The 17,035-nt window shown below is 65.4% G+C and carries 15 protein-coding genes; 9 read left to right on the forward strand and 6 right to left on the reverse strand.

The features are described 5' to 3' along the window. Positions 1-15: 15 nt before the first annotated feature. A complete protein-coding gene (locus ACVMB1_RS09420) occupies positions 16-1,356 on the forward strand; it encodes a carbohydrate porin (protein WP_076826559.1) in 1,341 nt (446 codons plus the stop codon). 27 nt (positions 1,357-1,383) lie between these two features. Here ACVMB1_RS09420 and ACVMB1_RS09425 read toward each other — a convergent pair whose 3' ends face one another. The 3 genes from ACVMB1_RS09425 to ACVMB1_RS09435 form a co-directional block, all read right to left on the reverse strand. Continuing rightward, positions 1,384-2,688, reverse strand: a complete 1,305-nt coding sequence (locus tag ACVMB1_RS09425; RefSeq protein ID WP_076826561.1) for an MFS transporter — start codon at positions 2,686-2,688, stop codon at positions 1,384-1,386. Between the two features lie 241 nt (positions 2,689-2,929). Further along, positions 2,930-4,126, reverse strand: coding sequence for an acetyl-CoA C-acyltransferase (locus tag ACVMB1_RS09430; protein ID WP_076826563.1), 1,197 nt, complete (start codon positions 4,124-4,126; stop codon positions 2,930-2,932). 454 nt (positions 4,127-4,580) lie between these two features. Next, positions 4,581-4,748 carry a hypothetical protein gene (locus ACVMB1_RS09435; RefSeq protein ID WP_168855689.1) on the reverse strand — a complete coding sequence of 56 codons (168 nt, stop codon included), beginning with the start codon at positions 4,746-4,748 and terminating at the stop codon, positions 4,581-4,583. 177 nt (positions 4,749-4,925) lie between these two features. Between ACVMB1_RS09435 and ACVMB1_RS09440 the strand changes: the two genes are divergently transcribed. The 3 genes from ACVMB1_RS09440 to ACVMB1_RS09450 all read left to right on the forward strand — a co-directional run bounded on the left by ACVMB1_RS09440 (position 4,926) and on the right by ACVMB1_RS09450 (position 8,627). Beyond that, positions 4,926-5,588, forward strand: coding sequence for a hypothetical protein (locus ACVMB1_RS09440; RefSeq protein ID WP_233475336.1), 663 nt, complete (start codon positions 4,926-4,928; stop codon positions 5,586-5,588). A gap of 228 nt (positions 5,589-5,816) precedes the next feature. Next, positions 5,817-7,073, forward strand: a complete 1,257-nt coding sequence (locus ACVMB1_RS09445) for an MFS transporter (protein WP_076826567.1) — start codon at positions 5,817-5,819, stop codon at positions 7,071-7,073. Between the two features lie 141 nt (positions 7,074-7,214). Next, complete coding sequence (locus ACVMB1_RS09450) at positions 7,215-8,627, forward strand: sensor histidine kinase (protein ID WP_076826569.1); 1,413 nt, start codon at positions 7,215-7,217, stop codon at positions 8,625-8,627. 182 nt (positions 8,628-8,809) lie between these two features. Here ACVMB1_RS09450 and ACVMB1_RS09455 read toward each other — a convergent pair whose 3' ends face one another. Then, positions 8,810-9,580, reverse strand: coding sequence for an enoyl-CoA hydratase (locus tag ACVMB1_RS09455; RefSeq protein ID WP_076826571.1), 771 nt, complete (start codon positions 9,578-9,580; stop codon positions 8,810-8,812). Positions 9,581-9,801: 221 nt separating this feature from the next. On the opposite strand from ACVMB1_RS09455, the gene ACVMB1_RS09460 reads away from it, so the two are divergent. Both ACVMB1_RS09460 and ACVMB1_RS09465 read left to right on the forward strand, forming a co-directional pair. Beyond that, the gene (locus tag ACVMB1_RS09460; RefSeq protein ID WP_456816121.1) at positions 9,802-10,353 is read left to right on the forward strand and encodes a PaaI family thioesterase; all 552 of its coding nucleotides are present in this window, start codon (positions 9,802-9,804) and stop codon (positions 10,351-10,353) included. Positions 10,354-10,413: 60 nt separating this feature from the next. Continuing rightward, entirely contained in the window at positions 10,414-11,025 is a 612-nt protein-coding gene (locus ACVMB1_RS09465) for a TetR/AcrR family transcriptional regulator (RefSeq protein WP_076826575.1), read from the forward strand. A 170-nt stretch (positions 11,026-11,195) separates the two neighbouring features. On the opposite strand, the gene ACVMB1_RS09470 is transcribed toward ACVMB1_RS09465, so the two are convergent. Together ACVMB1_RS09470 and ACVMB1_RS09475 are read right to left on the reverse strand one after the other, a co-directional pair. Then, positions 11,196-12,031, reverse strand: a protein-coding gene (locus ACVMB1_RS09470) for an IS5 family transposase (protein ID WP_456848511.1) whose coding sequence is annotated in 2 segments (ribosomal slippage) — positions 11,196-11,560 and positions 11,560-12,031 — 837 coding nt in all. Because the reading frame shifts where the segments join, the coding sequence is not laid out codon by codon here. A gap of 110 nt (positions 12,032-12,141) precedes the next feature. Further along, positions 12,142-13,056 (reverse strand): LysR family transcriptional regulator, encoded by a 915-nt coding sequence (locus ACVMB1_RS09475; RefSeq protein WP_076826576.1) that lies wholly within the window; start codon positions 13,054-13,056, stop codon positions 12,142-12,144. Between the two features lie 121 nt (positions 13,057-13,177). On the opposite strand from ACVMB1_RS09475, the gene ACVMB1_RS09480 reads away from it, so the two are divergent. The 3 genes from ACVMB1_RS09480 to ACVMB1_RS09490 all read left to right on the forward strand — a co-directional run bounded on the left by ACVMB1_RS09480 (position 13,178) and on the right by ACVMB1_RS09490 (position 17,024). Continuing rightward, positions 13,178-14,674, forward strand: a complete 1,497-nt coding sequence (locus ACVMB1_RS09480; protein WP_057020030.1) for a CoA-acylating methylmalonate-semialdehyde dehydrogenase — start codon at positions 13,178-13,180, stop codon at positions 14,672-14,674. 125 nt (positions 14,675-14,799) lie between these two features. Beyond that, on the forward strand, positions 14,800-15,945 hold the full coding sequence (locus ACVMB1_RS09485) for an isobutyryl-CoA dehydrogenase (protein ID WP_076826578.1): 1,146 nt from the start codon (positions 14,800-14,802) through the stop codon (positions 15,943-15,945). After that, positions 15,942-17,024 (forward strand): enoyl-CoA hydratase/isomerase family protein, encoded by a 1,083-nt coding sequence (locus ACVMB1_RS09490; RefSeq protein WP_057019763.1) that lies wholly within the window; start codon positions 15,942-15,944, stop codon positions 17,022-17,024. Before ACVMB1_RS09485 ends, ACVMB1_RS09490 begins: the two co-directional genes overlap by 4 nt. Positions 17,025-17,035: the final 11 nt, after the last annotated feature.

Consider the following 17,035-nt stretch of genomic DNA (forward strand, 5'->3'; position numbering starts at 1 on the left):
ACCGCGGCATTTCCCATGTACAGAGTTCTCTCCCCCGCGATGTTGGTGGCCGCGGGCCTCGCACTCGGCGCGCCGGCGCATGCGGAGGACCAGCCCTTCGCCGACCGGATTGCGGATACGCGGGCTGCGCTCGAGGAAGCCGGCTACCAGTTCAGCCTGACCTATATCGGTGAGGGGTTTTCCAACGTCTCCGGCGGCGTCAGCAACGGCGCGGCCTATACCGGCCGTCTCGATCTCGGCACCACCATCGACCTCGAGAAGGCGATGGGCTGGACCGGCGCGACCTTCCACGCCAACATGTACCAGATCCACGGCGACGGGCTGTCGCGGAGCTATGTCGGCAACCTGTTCCTGGTGTCCGGCGTCGAGTCGCTGCCGGCGATGCGGCTCTATGAATTCTGGATCGAGCAGAAGCTGCTCGGCGGCAAACTCTCGGTGCGCGTCGGCCAGCAGGGCTCGGACGTCGAGTTCATCGACAGCCAGTACGACGACATCTTCATCAATTCGGCGCTCGGCTGGCCCGGCATTGTCGGCACCATTCTGCCGGCCGGCGGACCGTCGCCGCCACTTGCCGTGCCCGGCATCCGGTTCAAGGCCAATCTGTCCGATCGCATCACCGCCTATCTGGCACTGTTCGACGGCTCGGCTTCGCCGCCGCAGGGGACGGACGATCCGCAGATATTGAACGCCCACGGGCTGAATTTCCGGGTCAACGATCCGCCATGGTGGATCGGCCAGCTCAAATACAAGTTCGAGATCGGCGAGAGCAGGCTGCCGGCGACCATCACCGGCGGCGCCTGGTATCACGTGGGCTCGTTTGCTGACCAGCGCTTCTCGGCCGACGGGCTGTCGCTCGCTGATCCCGACAGCTCCGGCGACACGCGATGGCTGCGGCGGGACAACGGCATCTTCATGGTCTACGAGCAGCTGCTTGCGCGCGCCAGGCCGGACGCTGACAAGGGCGTGGCGTTCTTCATGCGCGCCTCGGTCAGCCCATCGGACCGCAATCTGATCAGCACCTATGTCGACGGCGGCTTCCTGTTCACCGGCTTCAGCGAGACATATCCGGACGATCGGTTCGGCATCGCCGCGATCTATGCCAGGATTTCGGACGCCGCGCGTGCGCTCGACCGCGACACCCAGATCTTCACGGGCACGCCGTATCCGATCCGCGACTACGAGGCGATTCTCGAGATCACCTACCAGCACGTGGTGAACCCGAATTTCACCATGCAGCCGATGTTTCAATACATCGCCCATCCCGGCGGCGGCGCCGTCGATCCCAACGATCCGACGCAAACGCATCGGATCAAGGACAGCGTGGTGTTCGGGATGCGCACCATTCTGTCGTACTGACCGGCGCACGTCGCGCGGGAAGCGGCCTCAGGCCGCGACCGGCTTCGGCTCCGCCACCGATTTCGGCTGCGGCCGCGCGATCGCCAGAGCGATCAGCGCGGCAAAGATGCACAGCGCGCCGGCAATGAAGAACGCCGGCAGGTAGCTCTGATAGATCGTGCGCGACAGTCCGGCGCCGAACGCGGCGGCGCCAGCGCCGAGCTGATGGCCGGCGAAGATCCAGCCGAACACCAGGTTGGCACGCTCGGCGCCGAAGCGCTGCGCGGTGAGGCGCACGGTCGGCGGCACCGTCGCGATCCAGTCGAGGCCATAGAACATCGCGAACAGCGACAGCCCGTAGAACGTGAAGTCGGAGAACGGCAGGAACAGCAGCGACAGGCCGCGCAGGCCGTAATACCAGAACAGCAGATAGCGGTTGTCGTAGCGGTCCGACAGCCAGCCCGAGACGATGGTGCCGAAGAAATCGAAGATCCCCATCGCGGCGAGCAGGCTTGCCGCCTGCACCTGCGGGATACCGTAGTCGAGGCACATCGGGATCAGGTGAACCTGGACCAGGCCGTTCGTGGAAGCGCCGCAGACGAAGAAGGTCGCGAACAGGATCCAGAACACCGAGGATTTCGCGGAATCGCGCAGCGTGCCGAGCGCGGCGGCCACGATCGGCGCATTGGCCGGCGGCGGCGCGGGAAGCGGCGCGGTGCCCTCGTCGCCGAACGGACGCAGGCCGACGTCGCTCGGCCGGTCGCGCACCACCATCAGCACGGCGAAGGCGGCGACGCCGAGCATGACGCAGACCAGCCCAAGGGCGACGCGCCAGCCGTAGCGCTCGGTCAGTGTCGCGAGGAGGGGCAGGAAGGCGAGCTGTCCCGTCGCGACGCTTGCGGTGAGGATCCCGACCACGAGGCCGCGCCGCGCCACGAACCAGCGCGCAGCGATGGTCGCGCCGAGCACCAGCGCCGTCATCCCGGTGCCAATTCCGATCACGACACCCCACAGCAGGATGAGCTGCCAGACCTGGGTCATGGCGAGCGAGGCCAATAGACCGGAGACCACGATCAACTGCGCCGCCAGCGTCACGTTGCGCAGGCCGTAGCGGTTCATCAGCGCGGCGGCGAACGGCGCCATCAGCCCGAACAGGATGAAGCGGATCGACAGCGCGGAGGAAATCTCGGCGGTGGACCAGCCGAACTCCTTCTGCAGGGGCACGATGAACACGCCGGGCGCGCCGACGGTGCCGGCGGAGATCAGGGCGGCAAGGAAAGTCACGGCCACCATCACCCAGCCGTAGTGGATGTTGCGGCGGGCGAGGGCGGAAGCAAGCCAGTTCGAGATCATTGTGTTCCGGATCGATTGCGGTGAAAGCTTTGCGTGATGCGCAATATGGCACAGAGGAGCCATGGCTAAAATGCCATAGTTCCCTCGTTTTCGGACTTAGGCGCCAGGCCGTCGTACTGCCTCACGGACGCCTTTCATAACTAACTGTCATTGCGAGGAGCGAAGCGACGAAGCAATCCATCGTTCGGTTTGTGAAAAGAGATGGATTGCTTCGCTTCGCTCGCAATGACGGTATACCGGATCAGTGCGCGACCCGCTCGACGGCGATCGCGGTGGCTTCGCCGCCGCCGATGCACAGCGCGGCAACGCCGCGCTTCAGGTTCTGCGCCTCCAGCGCGTGCAGCAGCGTCACGATCAGCCGCGCGCCGGTGGCGCCGATCGGATGGCCGAGCGCGCAGGCGCCGCCGTTGATGTTCAGCCTGTCCCTGGGAATGCCGAGATCGCGCTGCGCCGCCATCGCGACCACCGCAAACGCCTCGTTGATCTCGAACAGGTCGACATCGCCGACGCTCCAGCCGACCTTGTCGAGCAGTTTTCTGATCGCCGGGATCGGCGCTGTCGTGAACCACTGTGGCTCCTGGCTGTGGGTGGCGTGGCCCTTGATCTCGGCCAGCACAGGCAGTCCATCGCGATCGGCGAGCGAGCGGCGGCTGAGGATCAGCGCTGCGGCGCCGTCGGCATTGGCGGAGGAGGCGGCAGGCGTGATGGTGCCGCCCGCGCGGAACGCCGGCTTCAGGCCGGGGATTTTTGCCGGATCGACCTTCAGCGGGTGCTCGTCATTGGCAACGATGCGCGGGCCGGCCTTCTCGGCGAGCGTGATCGGCGCGATCTCGGCCTTGAAGGCGCCGCCCTCGACCGCCTTGCGGGCACGGCTCAGCGTCTCCATCGCGAACGCGTCCTGGTCGGCGCGGGTGAACTGATAGGCCTCCGCGGTCGCCTCGCCGAAATCGCCCATCGAGCGGCCGGTCTCATAGGCGTCCTCGAGCCCGTCCATCATCATGTGATCGATGATGCGGTCGTGGCCGGCGCGATACCCGCCGCGCGCCTTCTGCAACAGATACGGCGCATTGCTCATGCTCTCCATGCCGCCGGACAGCACGATCTCGGCCGAGCCGGCCTTGATGATGTCGTGGGCCAGCATGGTCGCCTTCATGCCGGAACCGCAGACCTTGTTGACGGTGGTGGCGCCGGTGGCATCCGGCAGTCCGGCGCCGCGCGCGGCCTGGCGAGCAGGGGCCTGGCCTTGGCCGGCGGGCAGCACGTTGCCCATGAACACCTCGTCGATGCGCTCGGGCGCAAGTTTTGCGCGTTCGAGCGCAGCCCCGATCACATGCGAGCCGAGCTTGTGCGCCGGCAGCGGCGCGAGTTCGCCCATGAAGCGGCCGAGCGGGGTGCGGGCGGCGGAGAGGATGACGACGGGATCGGTGCTGGTTGCCATGGCAGGAGTCCCTTCAATGCCGGGGATTTGATTGAATTATTGTCATCATATGATGCAATGCAAAAAATGCAACTGCGGCTCTCATGACAAAATGTCGTGTTCGCATGAGTTGGGGACGGGATCGTTCCGCCATCACCAATGTCGTCCTTGCGAAAGCCAGGGGACCCATACTCCGCAGCGGATATTGTGAATGGGACTCGTCGTTCGGGCGCCGCTCAACAATGACGGCCTGTGGTTATGGGTCCCTGCTCCCGTGCGCAATTGCGCACTAGGCAGGGACGACACCGAATAGGTGTCCGCATCTCGACCGTTCGTGACGATCGCGATTCGTCCCTCGATCGGGTGAGACAGACAAACCATACACTCGCTTGGTCGTCGCTTGCGCCGTCGGGCAAATCAGTGATTGAGAATTTTCGCTGGGCGGCGGCGCATCCGAGCTTGTCTGCGACCTGACCTAATCCGACCGCCAGGCGCCGAGCAGAAATCGTCGCTTCGGCGCGGAGCCCGCTTGTTTCTGCACGTCCGGCAGGTCGACGGCATGGCGCTGCATCAGCAGGCGGATTGCGATCGCGATGATTACAAAGGGCGCCAGGTAGATCGCGAAAACTTCGAAGGCGTTCATGTCGTCCTCCGCGGCTTCGGAACAGACATGCTAGTACGATCATCGCGCGCGCGGGCGGCTAAAACTGTACCGGCGCCGCTGAGTTGGCGTTAACCGAATTCCCGGACGCCGATCAATTCAAGGTTGCGGAATACGGGTCTGTTTACCGATCCGGCGCTAGGGCTGGCGGATTGTGCAATGGAAAGTCCCACCGCAATGTCCGTGATCGCCGTCGAGCAGCCGTCCGCCCGCATTCCGCTCTCCGTCAAGATCGGCTTCAGCGCCTTCATGGCTGTCCTGGTGCCGGTGTACACCTACTGCTACGGGCCGACCAACTTTCTGTATTTCTGCGATGTCTGCCTGATCCTCACCTTGATCGGGGTCTGGACCGAGAGCGCACTGTTGATTTCGATGTGCGCCGTCGGACTCCTTGTGCCGCAAACATTTTGGGTGATCGACTTTCTCGCCCATGTCGCCGGCTGCTCGCTCACCGGAATGACCGACTACATGTTCGACCAGAACCTGTCGCTGTTCCTGCGGTTCCTGTCGGGCTTCCACGGCTGGCTGCCGTTCCTGCTGCTGTTCCTGGTCTGGCGGCTCGGCTATGACCAGCGCGCGCTGATCGCCTGGGGCGTGCTGGCATGGGCGCTGCTGCTGATCTGCTACTTTGTGATGCCGGGACCGCGGCCGGACCCGGGCATGACCCCGGTCAACATCAACTACGTCTTCGGCACCAGCGACAGGGCGGCGCAAGGCTTCGTGCCGCCGCTGGTGTGGCTGGCCGGCCTGATGATCGGCCTGCCACTGCTCGCCTTCATACCCACCCATTTCATGCTGCGGCGCGCCGCGCCGCCGATGTAGGGCCTGCGATTCGCGAGGCTACGCCATCACGTCGCTGCGGATACCATCGTGCATGGCCGCATGCGGCAGCCTCGATTGACACCAATCGACTCGGCGCTACGCTGCCGGAACAGAGCGTTTTCCCAAGCGACTCGAGACGAATTCAAAGCGCCGCAAGCACGACCAAGAAGCAAGACCCAGAAGAACAAGGAAAAGGGCAGGACACGCCGTGACACGCGTCATCGCGTCTTGAGCGGGACCACGCGGACCTCCGCGCTCGCGCCATTTCGCATCCGCAGCTATCGCTTTCAATGGCCGTCCGATCTGCTCACCTCCTGGGCGTTCGAGGTCGAGACGCTGGTGCTCGGCTGGTACATCATGGTCGAGACCGGCTCGGTGCTGCTGCTGACCGTGCTGGCGTCGCTGCAATATGTCGGCACCCTGGTCGCGCCGGTCGTCGGCATGATCGGCGACCGCATAGGGCACCGCGATCTGCTCGCCGTGATGCGCTTTGCCTATACGGTGCTCGCCGGCACCATCATGACGCTGGCGCTGACCGGGCATCTCGCCCCGCTGAACGTCATGATCATCGTCGCGATCATGGGTGTGATCCGCCCGTCGGATCTCGGCGTGCGCGGCGCGCTGCTCGCCGACATCATGCCGCCGGAGCAGCTGGTCGGCGCCATCAGCCTGGCGCGCACCACGCAGGACTCGGCGCGTATCGCAGGAGCCCTGACCGGGGCCGGATTGTTCGCGGCGCTCGGCATCGGCTACGTCTATGTCGGGATTGCCGGCTTCTATTTCGTCGCCGCCATCCTGATGCTCTGCATGAGCCGCCCGAAGTCGCATGGCACGACCGATCTTGCGGCCGCCGCGCCGGGCTCAAAGCTGCTGCGCGACCTCAAGGAGGGCATCGTCTATGCCTGGAGCGGTCCGGGCATGCGCGCCGCGCTCTGCGTCGCGTTCCTCGCCAACCTCACCGCGTTTCCGCTCACCAACGGTCTGTTGCCCTATGTCGCGCGCGACATCTTCCATACCGACCAGACCGGGCTCGGCTATCTCTCGGCAAGCTTTGCGGTGGGCTCGCTGATCGGCTCGATCACGCTCAGCATGGCCGGCGGGGTACGCATCGCGCGGCTCCTGATCGGCGCGACGCTCGCCTGGTACGCCATGCTGCTGGTGTTCGTCGAGCTCAGGACCATGCCGGTCGCGATGGCCTGCCTGCTGCTCGCCGGCATCGCGCAGAGCATGTCGATGATCTCGGCCGCCGTGATGCTGATGCGCAATGCCAGCGCGCATCTGCGCGGCCGCGTCATGGGCGTGCGCATGATGGTGATCTACGGCCTGCCGCTCGGGCTGCTCGCCGCCGGCAGCCTGATCGACCTGATCGGCTACACCGCGACCGGCACGCTGCTCGCCGCCGCCGGCTTCGTCGCCATGCTGGCGATCGCGCTGCACTGGCGCGCCGACCTCTGGCCGACCCACGCCCCGGCCAACGCCCGGTGAGGGGCGCGGCGCGATGCCGCGCCGCGGTCGCCGATGCGCCAAAAGGACGCGACAGCGCGGGCAAGCTGTCGTAGACCATTTTCGACGCTCCCATTTCCAGTGCCAAGTTCCAGTGCCAGGCCTTTTTCGTTTGATATTGTAATGCTCCGTCTTTTGACCCGCCTTGGACTGCGCTTCGACGACATCGTCGAGGAGCGCCGATTTGTAGACCAGTACGTACGGGGCAATATCGGCTGGACGCAGGTCGCGATGCTGCTCGGCGCCTTCACCTATGCCGGATATGCGTTCTGGGATTGGGTGCTCTATCCCGACGTCGTGGCGACCACGCTGGCGATCCGCGGCGGGGTCGCCGTGCTGGTCCTGCTGCCGCTCACCGCCTTGCTCTCGGTGCCGGCGATGAAGCCGTGGGCCGAGACGATCTTCCTCGTCTATTGCGTCGTTCCAGGCTGCGTGCTGCCGAGCGTCTACCTCGTGCTGCCCTCGGGATTCACCTATGCGGCACCCGGCGTGATGATGGTGATCCTGTTCGTCTCGACCATGCTGCCGCTGCGGATCGGGCCACTGGCGGTGTTCTGTCTCACGACATGGATTGCGCTATGCATCGCTGAATCGCTCGGGCCGGCTTTGCCGCCGGGGCTGCGCTTCATCAATCATTCCCTGGTCCTCAACGCCTTTGCGCTGTCGCTTTACGCCGTCGCCGCCCGCGAGTTCCGCGCGCGCCAGCAGTTTCGAACGGCGCAGGCGCTGAAGCAGGAAAAGGAGCGTTCGGAAGCCTCGTTGCGCGATCTGCACGCGACGCAATCGCAGCTCGTGCAGGCCGAGAAGCTGGCCTCGCTCGGGCAGCTCGTCGCCGGTGTCGCACACGAGGTCAGCACGCCGCTTGGCCTGGCGCTGACCACGTCAACCACCATGGAGGCGGACCTTCGCGCGATGGGCGAGGCGCTGAGCGGCACCGCCGTCCGGCGCTCCGACCTGACAAGGGGCATTGCACGAATCGAGAACGGCCTTCGACTGACCTCGGAAAACCTGCATCGGGCATCTGAAATGGTGCACAGCTTCAAGCAGGTCGCCATCCATCACGCCGACGAGGAGCGCCATACATTCGAGCTCGGCGGATGGCTCTCCGAGCTGATCGCAAAGCTCGGGCCGCTGCTGTCCCGGCAGGGATTGATCGTCGAACTCGACTGCCCGCAAGGCATCGTTCTGAGCAGCTATCCCGGCGCACTGGCGCAGGTGATCAGCAACCTGGCGTTCAACGCCGCGGCGCACGCTTATCCCGACGGCCGCGGCGGACGCTTCACCATGACGGTGACGCAGCCGGATCAGGCGCTCGCCCGGATCGCCTGCGCCGACCAAGGCGTCGGCATCCGCGAGGATTTGCAGGCCCGCGTGTTCGATCCGTTTTTCACCACCGGGCGGGAGCGGGGCAATATCGGCCTCGGCCTGCACATCGCCTTCAACACCGTCGTGTCGTCGCTCAGCGGCCGGATCGCGCTGGAAAGCGAACCAGGCCGCGGCACGCTGGTGCTGATCGAGATCCCGGTATCGAGCTAGCCGCTGGTGGTAGCCCGGCCTCTGGCCGATCGACGCATCGGCGAATGTGTGGCGAGGGCGCAGCAAGCGTCGCCCGGATGAGCGAAACGATATCCGGGGCATCCGGCCCCGCATGTCGCTTCGCTCATGCGGGCTACAGATGACATGTTGCGGCGCTCACGCGGGCCACGGGTGCTGAACCGCTACCGCTTGCGATCTAAAAATCCCTGCAGCAGGCGCTGCGGCTCGCCGGTCTGGAACGACTTTCCGAACACGCCGACGCTGAGGTTGACCGACTCGGTCAGCGGCAGCTCTTCCCACTGCCGCAGCAGGTCCTTCTGGATGCGCAGCGCTTCGGGGCCGCATTCCAGCAGCGCCTTGACGGTGTGCTCGACGGCGTCGTCGAGGCCGCCGAGTTTTGCCACGGTGTCGACCAGGCCCCAGGCGAGCGCGGTTTGGGCGTCGATGTTCTCCGCGGTCATGATCAGCCAGCGGGCGCGGCCCCAGCCGATCAGGCGCGGCAGCAGCGCGGCGTGGATCACCGAGGGGATGCCGACGCGCACCTCGGGCATGCCGAACATCGCGTCATGTGCGGCAACGCGGACGTCGCAGGCGGCCGCGACCTCGAGGCCGCCGCCGAGGCACCAGCCGGGCAGGCGGGCGATCACCGGCGCCGGGAATTTGCGCACGGCCTCGCAGAGGTCGCGCAGCCGGCTGATGAATGCTTCGGCGGATGTCTGGTCGAGCGTCGCCATTTCCTTGATGTCGGCGCCGCCGATCATGCTGCGCTCGCTTTCGCCGGCCAGGATCACCGCGCGGATGCTCGGATCGGCGGCCAGATGCTCAAAACCCTCGCGCACGCCGTTGGTGACCGCGGAACTCACGATGTTCAGCTTGCCGGCGTTGCAGATGGTGAGGCGGACGACGCCTCTGTCGTCGCGGGCGATGCCGCAGTGGGGATTGAGCATGTCCATGGAAAAGCCCCGGCGCAGGAATGGATCGACAAGTCATTTCGGGATGGTGCGCAAGCACCAGACCCGGAATCTCGAGATTCCGGGTCTGGTGCTCGCGTCGCCCCGGAATGACTTGCGCCATGTCCCGGACAAAGCATGGCTCTGTCAAGGGACCGGGTGCGGCGGTTGCGCCGAGGGATGCGGATCTATAGAATTATATGCGTCATATAAATGGAGCCGTCATGACCGCCGCCGAAAGCATCGATCTTCGTTCGCCCGATCTAACGCGCACCCGCGTGGTGGAATGGCAGGCGCCCGGACCGGTGGCGAAAGCGGCGCTGCCGATGTCCGGGATCGAGGCGATGCGCGCGATCCGCGACGGCCGGTTGCCGCCGCCGCCGATGGCCAAGCTGATCGGCTTCCGCATGGCCGTGGTCGAGCAGGGGCGCATCGTGATGGAACTCGAGCCGCATGAGAGCCTGGAAAACACCATCGGCCTGCTGCACGGCGCCACCGCCGCGGCGCTGCTCGATACCGCGATGGGCTGTGCGATCTCGACCATGCTGCCGGCGGGGCAGACTTCGGTGACGCTCGACCTCAAGCTGACCTATCTGCGGCCGCTGTCGGCACGGTCGGGCACCATCAGCGCCGAAGGCAAGGTGATCAAGCTCGGGCGCCAGACCAGCTACACCGAGGGCTTCGTCCGCGACGGCAAGGGCAATCTTGCGGTGCACGCGACCGCGACGTTTTCGATGCTCGGCGGGGAACCGAAAGTGGCCGACAAGGCGAAATAACTGCAGCATTCCGGCCGCAAATCTGCTATTATATGATTAGAAACATTCCATGAGACCGGCATGCGCTATTCGAAAGAACACAAGCAGGAGACCCACGCGCGGATCGTCAAGAAGGCCGCGGCGCGGCTGCGCGAGCGGGGCGCCCACGGCATCGGTGTCGCCGACCTGATGAAGGACGCCGGCCTGACGCATGGCGGCTTCTACGCGCATTTCGACTCGCGCGAGGCGCTGGTGATCGAGGCCTTCAGCTACGCGATGGACCGCGCCATCGAGCGCTGGCGCAAGGTCGCCGCGGACACGCCGCCGGAGAAGCGACTTTCGACCATCATCGACGGCTATCTTTCGGCGGTGCACCGCGACGATCCCGGCCAGGGCTGCGCGATCCCGGCGCTCGGCGCCGAGATCGCCCGCGAGAGCCCGAAGACCCGCAAGGCGTTTGCCCTCAAGCTCGACCAGATGATCGACATGATGGCCGACCAGATCCTGGACGTGCCGCGCAAGGCCGCCCGCAAGCAGGCGACGGCGACGCTGGCGACCATGATGGGCACCATAGTGATGTCGCGCATCGCCGGCAGCGGCGAAACGTCCGACGAGATCCTGAGCGCGGGCCGCGAGGCGGTGCTGGGACGTGCCGCCGCGGCCAAGGCACCGGCGAAGAAGAAGGTGAATTAGCGCTTAGAGCGCCAACTGGTGCAGCGCGCCTAATATTCGATCCGTCACCCTGAGGAGCGCGCATCGCGCGCGTCTCGAAGGGTCGACGGCCCGGAGCTTTCCGAGCCGTCAGACCGGGGCCGTGCATCCTTCGAGACGCGCTACGCGCTCCTCAGAGTCTGACTCATAAATCACCCAACCTTAGCTGCAGCCGCGAGTCTGCGGGTCAGGAGCCTGATGTGTGCAATCAGCAGCCAGGCAGCTTCGGTTGCCACCGTCGCCTCGAAGTCCTTGGCGAGGCGGCGGCATCTGCCGAACCAAGCGAATGTGCGTTCAACCACCCACCGCCTCGGCAGAAGCTGGAAGCCTTTGACGCCTTGAGGCCGCTCGACGATCTCGACAGTCCATGGACCGCAGTCTGAGAGCGCGTCGAGGAGTTGATTTCCGCGGTAGATCCGGTCGGCAAAGACGTGGCGCAGCCGGGGGAAGTTCATCCGCACGTTCTTCAGCAGCGGTACGGCGCCATGGCAGTCCTGAACGTTGGCCGGATGAACATGAACCCAAGGAGGAGGCCATTGGTATCCGTCACGATATGCCGCTTGCGGCCGTAGATGCGCTTGCCTGCATCGTAGCCGCGCGGTCCGCCAGCTTGCGTGGTTGGCGCACTTTGACTGTCGATCACGGCTGCCGTCGGCTTCGGTGTCCGTCCAAGCTTTTTTCGCGCCCGTCGGACAAGCACGCTGACAATCCTCTGCCACCGGCCTGTATCCCGCCATCTATAAAAATAGCCCTGCACCGTCGAATAGGGCGGGAACTCCTGCGGCAACGCCCGCCACTGGCAGCCGGTCGAAACGATATAGAGGATCGCTTCGATCACACGACGCAGCTCCGTCTTACGCGGCCGGCCGCGCCGGTTCGCTCGCGGCAACAGGCGTCTGATCACCGCCCACTCCGCATCGGTCATATCGCTTGCATAACGCAGATCGTCCCGCCGATATTGCTCCCGAGTGATCTTGGTCCAGGGCATCGTGCTCTCCCTCGAATCTTTGCAAATCCGATGGAATCACACCCCACTGAGATCACTCACCCATTTTTCAGTCAGGCTCTCAGGACGACGGGAATAACACGGTGTCCGCCTCACACCCCGCTAAAAAGCGCGCGCTCGGCTTCCACGGTCTCGTAGATGTAGTCCGCCACCGCGCGGATGCGGGCGAGGTCCTTGCTGTCGGCGTGCATCAGCAGCCAGAAGGTGCGGGAGATCCGCACCTCGTCTGGCAGCACCGGCTGCAACTCGGGGTGGGCCGTTGCCATGAAGTGCGGCAGCACGGCGATGCCGAAGCCGGCGATGGTGGCGTTGAGCTGCGCGATCAGATTGGCGCTGCGGAATTTCGCCGAGATCTTCGGCGAGACCTGCGGCAGATAGTCGAGCTCCGGCGTGAACAGGAGCTCCTCGATGTAGCCGACGAAGCGGTGCCGCGGCAGGTCGGCGCGCGCAGCAATTGCCGGCGCCTGGGCGAGATAGGCGGGTGCGGCATAAAGCCCGAGCGTGTAGTCCAGGAGCTTGCGGCCGACGATGCGACCTTCGTTCGGCATGGTCAGGCTGATCGCGATGTCGGCCTCGCGCTTGGAGAGCGAGAACAGCCGCGCGGTGGCGACGAGCTGCAGATCGAGATCGGGATACCGCTTGGTGAACTTGACCAGCCGCGAGGCCAAAAAGTGGCTGCCGAAGCCGTCGGGCGCGCCGATCCGCACCGTGCCGGTGAGGTGGGCGCGCGAGCCGCCGACCGCCTCCTGGTTGGCGACGATGGTGGATTCCATCGCCTCCGCGCTGTCGGCGACGCGCTGGCCGGCCTCGGTCAGCAGATAGCCGGTCTTGCGCCGATCAAACAGTTTTGCGGAGAGGTGGCGCTCCAGCCGGTCGACACGGCGGATCACTGTGGCATGATCGACGCCGAGCTGCTTGGCGGCAGCCGAAACCGACCCGCCGCGCACGATGGCAAGCACGAAACGGAAGTCGTCCCAGTCGATTGTGCCGCCGCCTTGATCCAGCATTTCCGCACATCTATGGTGCAATTTATCGGACTTGAATCCCATAAAATGCAGGGTCAATAGGGATTGTAAAGCGATCCCGCCGCGAGGAGCGGCGATTCAGGTGCTTCAGGGAGGTTTTTCCATGCGCTCAATCGGACATTTCATCGGTGGCAAGGAGGTCAAGGGCACGTCGGGCCGCACGGCTGACGTCTTCGAGCCGATGACCGGCGAGGTCCAGGCCAAGGTGGCGCTGGCCTCCAAGGCCGAGCTCCGCGCCGCGGTCGAGAACGCCAAGGCCGCGCAGCCGGAATGGGCCGCCACCAACCCGCAGCGCCGCGCCCGCGTCATGATGCGGTTCCTCGAGCTGGTGCAGCGCGACTACGACAAGCTCGCCGAGCTGCTGGCGCGCGAGCACGGCAAGACCGTTCCCGACGCCAAGGGCGACATCCAGCGCGGCCTCGAGGTCGCCGAGTTTGCCTGCGGCATCCCGCATCTGATGAAGGGCGAGTACACCGAGGGCGCCGGCCCCGGCATCGACATCTATTCGATGCGCCAGCCGCTCGGCGTGGTCGCCGGCATCACGCCGTTCAACTTCCCGGCGATGATCCCGATGTGGAAGTTCGCGCCGGCGATCGCCTGCGGCAACGCCTTCATCCTCAAGCCGTCGGAGCGCGATCCCGGCGTGCCGATGATGCTCGCCGAACTGATGATCGAGGCGGGCCTGCCGGCCGGCATCCTCAACGTCGTCAACGGCGACAAGGAGGCGGTCGACGCCATCCTCGACGATCCCGATATCAAGGCGATCGGCTTCGTCGGCTCGACTCCGATCGCGCAGTACATCTACGAGCGCGCCGCGCAGACCGGCAAGCGCTGCCAGTGCTTCGGCGGCGCCAAGAACCACGCCATCGTGATGCCGGATGCCGACATGGACCAGACGGTCGATGCGCTAATCGGCGCCGGCTACGGCTCCGCCGGTGAGCGCTGCATGGCCGTCTCGGTCGCGGTGCCGGTCGGCAAGACCACCGCCGACCGCCTGATGGAGAAGCTGATCCCGCGCGTCGAGTCGCTCAAGATCGGCACCTCGGTCGATCCGTCGGCCGATTACGGCCCGCTGGTGACCCGCGAGGCGGTCGAGAAGGTCAAGAGCTACATCGACATCGGCATCAAGGAAGGCGCGACGCTCGCGGTCGACGGCCGCGGCTTCAAGATGCAGGGCTACGAGAAGGGCTTCTATCTCGGCGGTTCGCTGTTCGACAACGTCACCAAGGACATGCGGATCTACAAGGAAGAGATCTTCGGCCCGGTGCTCTCGGTAGTGCGCGCCCACGACTATCACGAGGCGCTGGCGCTGCCGTCCGACCATGACTACGGCAACGGTGTCGCGATCTTCACCCGCGACGGCGACGCCGCGCGCGACTTCGCCGCCAAGGTCAATGTCGGCATGGTCGGCATCAACGTGCCGATCCCGGTGCCGATCGCCTATTACACCTTCGGCGGCTGGAAGAAGTCCGGCTTCGGCGACCTCAACCAGCACGGTCCGGACTCGATCCGCTTCTACACCAAGACCAAGACGGTGACCTCGCGCTGGCCGTCCGGCGTCAAGGAAGGCGCGGAGTTCTCGATCCCGACGATGAAGTGATTTCCGGGAACGTCATTGCGAGCGCAGCGAAGCAATCCATCTATCCCCCGCGTGGAAGAATGGATTGCTTCGTCGCTTCGCTCCTCGCAATGACGGTGGGGTAACCTTCAGGGCTAGGCGGCGAGATGCAGTTCGCTCTCAACGAGGACCAGATCGCGGTTCGCGACATGGCGCGGGCGTTTGCGGCGGAGAACATCGCGCCGCACGCGCTCGAATGGGACGAGACAAAGCACTTTCCAGTCGACGTGATGCGCGAGGCGGCAGGCCTCGGCATCGGCGGCATCTATATCAAGGACGATGTCGGCGGCTCGGCGATGACGCGGTTCGACGCGGCGCTGATCTTCGAGGCGCTGGCGACGGGGTGCCCGACCACGTCGGCCTTCATCTCGATCCACAACATGGCGTCCTGGATGATCGATGCCTACGGCAACGACATCCAGCGCCACACATGGCTGCCGAAGCTCTGCACCATGGAGCTGATCGCGAGCTACTGCCTGACCGAGCCGGGCGCCGGCTCCGACGCGGCCGCGCTGCGCACCCGCGCGGTGCGCGACGGCGATCATTACGTGCTCAACGGCCAGAAGCAGTTCATCTCCGGCGCCGGCAGCACCGACCTGCTGGTGGCGATGGTGCGCACCGGCGGCGAGGGTCCGGGCGGCGTCTCGACGCTGGTGATCGACGGCAAGACGCCGGGCGTGTCGTTCGGCAATAACGAGCGCAAGATGGGCTGGAATGCGCAGCCGACCCGCGCTGTCATGTTCGAGAACGCGCGCGTGCCGGTCGCGAACCGGCTCGGCGAGGAGGGCATCGGCTTCAAGATCGCGATGGCCGGGCTCGACGGCGGCCGGCTCAACATCGCGGCGTGCTCGCTCGGCGGCGCGCAGGCGGCGCTCGACAAGGCGTTGGCCTACATGAAGGACCGCAAGGCATTCGGCAAACGCCTCGACGAATTCCAGGCGCTGCAATTCAAGATCGCCGACATGGCGACCGAGCTGGAAGCCGCACGCACCTTCCTGTGGCGGGCGGCCGCCGCGCTCGACCGCAAGGATCCGGACGCTTCCATGCTGTGCGCGATGGCAAAACGGTTTGGCACCGATGTCGGCTTCGAGGTCGCCAACCATGCGCTGCAGCTGCATGGTGGCTACGGCTACCTCAGCGAATACGGCGTCGAGAAGATCGTGCGCGATCTGCGCGTGCACCAGATCCTCGAAGGCACCAATGAAATCATGCGGCTGATCGTGTCGCGCAAGTTGATCGAGGGCGCGCGATGAATGATGCGGCAGCAGCCGAGGGCGACCTGATCGCGCGCAAGGAAGGTTCTGCCGGCATTATCCGGCTCAACCGGCCGAAGGCGATCAATGCCGTGACGCTGGAGATGTTCCACGACATCGACAGGGCGCTCGATGCGTTCGAGGCCGATCCCGATGTCGCTGTCATCGTGCTGGAGGGCGCGGGCGAGCGTGGCCTGTGCGCCGGCGGCGACATCCGCGCGCTCTGGGAGAGCTCCAAGGTCAAGGGCGATCTCGGCAAGATCCTGTGGCGCGACGAATACATCCTCAACGCGCGGATCAAGAAGTTCCCAAAGCCCTATGTCGCCTTCATGGACGGCATCGTGATGGGCGGCGGCGTCGGGCTGTCGGCGCATAGCCGCCACCGCGTGGTGACGGAGCGGACCAAGCTCGCGATGCCCGAGGTCGGCCTCGGTTTCTTCCCCGATGTCGGCGGCACCTATCTGCTGTCGCGCTCGCCGGGTGAGATCGGTACCTATTTCGGGCTCACCGGCACCACCATGAACGGACCCGATGCGATCTACGCCAAATTCGCCGACGCCGTGGTGCCGAGCGCAAAGCTGCCGGCGCTGCGCGAGGCGCTGACCAAGGTTACGCCAGGTACGAGTTCGGCCGAGATTGATCGGCTGATCGGAGGCTTCGCCACTAGCGAGAGGGCTGGCCCTGTCGCCGCGATGCAGGCCAAAATCGACGGCTGGTTCGCACACGGCCGGATGGAGGACGTCGTCGCCGCGCTGACGGCCGACGGATCGGATATGGCGCATGCCACGCTAAAGACGCTCAGTGAGAAGTCGCCGCGCGGCATGGTGGTGACGCTGAAACTGCTGCGGCTGGCGCGCGCGACCGCGACGCTGGAAGAGTGCCTGAAGCGCGAATATCGCGCCGCGCTCGAGGTGTTCGCCAGCGACGATTTCCGCGAGGGCGTGCGCGCAGCCGTCATCGACAAGGATCGCAATCCGACATGGTCGCCGGCCGGGATCGAACAGGTGACGCCGGAGATGCTCACGCCTTACTTCGCCGAGATCGGCGCTGACGAATTGAAATTTCCCGACAGCAAATAGAAACGTCGCAA

It is taken from the genome of Bradyrhizobium sp. USDA 4504, from assembly GCF_054063995.1.

Excerpts from the sequence above, each read along its gene's own strand:
- ACVMB1_RS09485 (WP_076826578.1), top strand. The coding sequence starts at position 14,800 with ATGCAGTTCGCTCTCAACGAGGACCAGATCGCGGTTCGCGACATGGCG.
- ACVMB1_RS09455 (WP_076826571.1), bottom strand. The coding sequence starts at position 9,580 with ATGGACATGCTCAATCCCCACTGCGGCATCGCCCGCGACGACAGAGGC.
- ACVMB1_RS09420 (WP_076826559.1), top strand. The coding sequence starts at position 16 with ATGTACAGAGTTCTCTCCCCCGCGATGTTGGTGGCCGCGGGCCTCGCA.
- ACVMB1_RS09465 (WP_076826575.1), top strand. The coding sequence starts at position 10,414 with ATGCGCTATTCGAAAGAACACAAGCAGGAGACCCACGCGCGGATCGTC.
- ACVMB1_RS09480 (WP_057020030.1), top strand. The coding sequence starts at position 13,178 with ATGCGCTCAATCGGACATTTCATCGGTGGCAAGGAGGTCAAGGGCACG.
- ACVMB1_RS09435 (WP_168855689.1), bottom strand. The coding sequence starts at position 4,748 with ATGAACGCCTTCGAAGTTTTCGCGATCTACCTGGCGCCCTTTGTAATC.
- ACVMB1_RS09430 (WP_076826563.1), bottom strand. The coding sequence starts at position 4,126 with ATGGCAACCAGCACCGATCCCGTCGTCATCCTCTCCGCCGCCCGCACC.
- ACVMB1_RS09440 (WP_233475336.1), top strand. The coding sequence starts at position 4,926 with ATGGAAAGTCCCACCGCAATGTCCGTGATCGCCGTCGAGCAGCCGTCC.
- ACVMB1_RS09475 (WP_076826576.1), bottom strand. The coding sequence starts at position 13,056 with ATGCTGGATCAAGGCGGCGGCACAATCGACTGGGACGACTTCCGTTTC.
- ACVMB1_RS09450 (WP_076826569.1), top strand. The coding sequence starts at position 7,215 with ATGCTCCGTCTTTTGACCCGCCTTGGACTGCGCTTCGACGACATCGTC.
- ACVMB1_RS09490 (WP_057019763.1), top strand. The coding sequence starts at position 15,942 with ATGAATGATGCGGCAGCAGCCGAGGGCGACCTGATCGCGCGCAAGGAA.
- ACVMB1_RS09460 (WP_456816121.1), top strand. The coding sequence starts at position 9,802 with ATGACCGCCGCCGAAAGCATCGATCTTCGTTCGCCCGATCTAACGCGC.
- ACVMB1_RS09425 (WP_076826561.1), bottom strand. The coding sequence starts at position 2,688 with ATGATCTCGAACTGGCTTGCTTCCGCCCTCGCCCGCCGCAACATCCAC.